At 54.9% G+C, this 1,004-nt stretch carries 1 protein-coding gene; it reads right to left on the bottom strand.

The genetic code is table 11. From position 1 onward, the window contains the following. On the bottom strand, positions 1 to 725 hold a 725-nt coding region (gene istA, locus A6F49_RS14600; protein WP_456072992.1), incomplete at its 3' end, for an IS21 family transposase. Positions 726 to 1,004 lie beyond the last annotated feature (279 nt).

The following is a 1,004-nucleotide window of genomic DNA, read 5'->3' as shown; positions in this document are numbered from 1 at the left end:
ACCGCGTTTTCCACGCTGCCTTTCTCATGACCCGAATCGGGATTGCAAAACCTCGAGTGGGCCCGGTAATGCAGTCGGAAAGCCGAAAACAACGACGTTTCGATCACCTGTTTTTGGACGCGTTTGCCAATCCCGGTGGCGTTGTCAAAAATCATCATCGTGGGTACTGCCCCGATGTGTTCAAAGATGGTGCGTAGGCCATGGCAGACACATTCAGCGGTTTCACCCCGATAGGCTTGGGCATAGCGCATATTGGAAAGCGGAAACGTCACGACCAGCACGTGTAACACCGTGCGAATCCCGGCAAGGATGGCTTCGGCTTGGCCGAAATCCACCTGGATCGTGCCTGGCGGCCATTCCAACTCGGAGTAGCCTTCTGAGACTGGGCGGTGCGCAGCTCGCCACCGCTTCACCGCTCGTTGCACCGGTGAATACGAACCGGTATACCCATGCTCAGCGACCAACCGGTCAAAGACCCTGCGGGCGGTGTGGCGCTGTTTATGCCACCTGCCCTGGTCTTCGGTCAACCACTGCTCAATGATCGGCTCAAACGCGGCCACCACTGACCCACCAGGACGTTTCACCGGTGCCGGCGGCTTGGGCGAAAAATCCTGTTGTCGACTATATTTCGCAACCGAATCGCGGCTAATGCCTAAGCGCTTGGCTATCTCACGTTGAGACCACCCTAATTCGGTCAGTTCTCTGATATCTTCTTGTATCGGCATGGGCACCGTCATGGACTTTCTAGTTCCTCTCCCGCGCTGCCAAAGAGACAAAAGGCTGCAGCGCATGAGGAACTCATATACCAGGACAGACGGTGCCCATCGTCGTTTTTAACAACAACGACACACACGCATCCATCATCTGGGGATCAACTGGACAACACCACACAATAAACATGTGGATAACTGGCCGGATTCTTGACGCTCTTTTGGCCGGAAACCAACCGCTGAACTGGCTGGATTTCCCTGCTCATCTGGCCTAGTTCTAGTTGATCACAAACA

This window comes from Enteractinococcus helveticum (assembly GCF_001657475.1).
GTDB lineage: Bacteria > Actinomycetota > Actinomycetes > Actinomycetales > Micrococcaceae > Yaniella > Yaniella helvetica.
The sequence above is the reverse complement of the archived record's forward strand: the minus strand, read 5'-3'. Positions and strand labels throughout refer to the sequence as shown.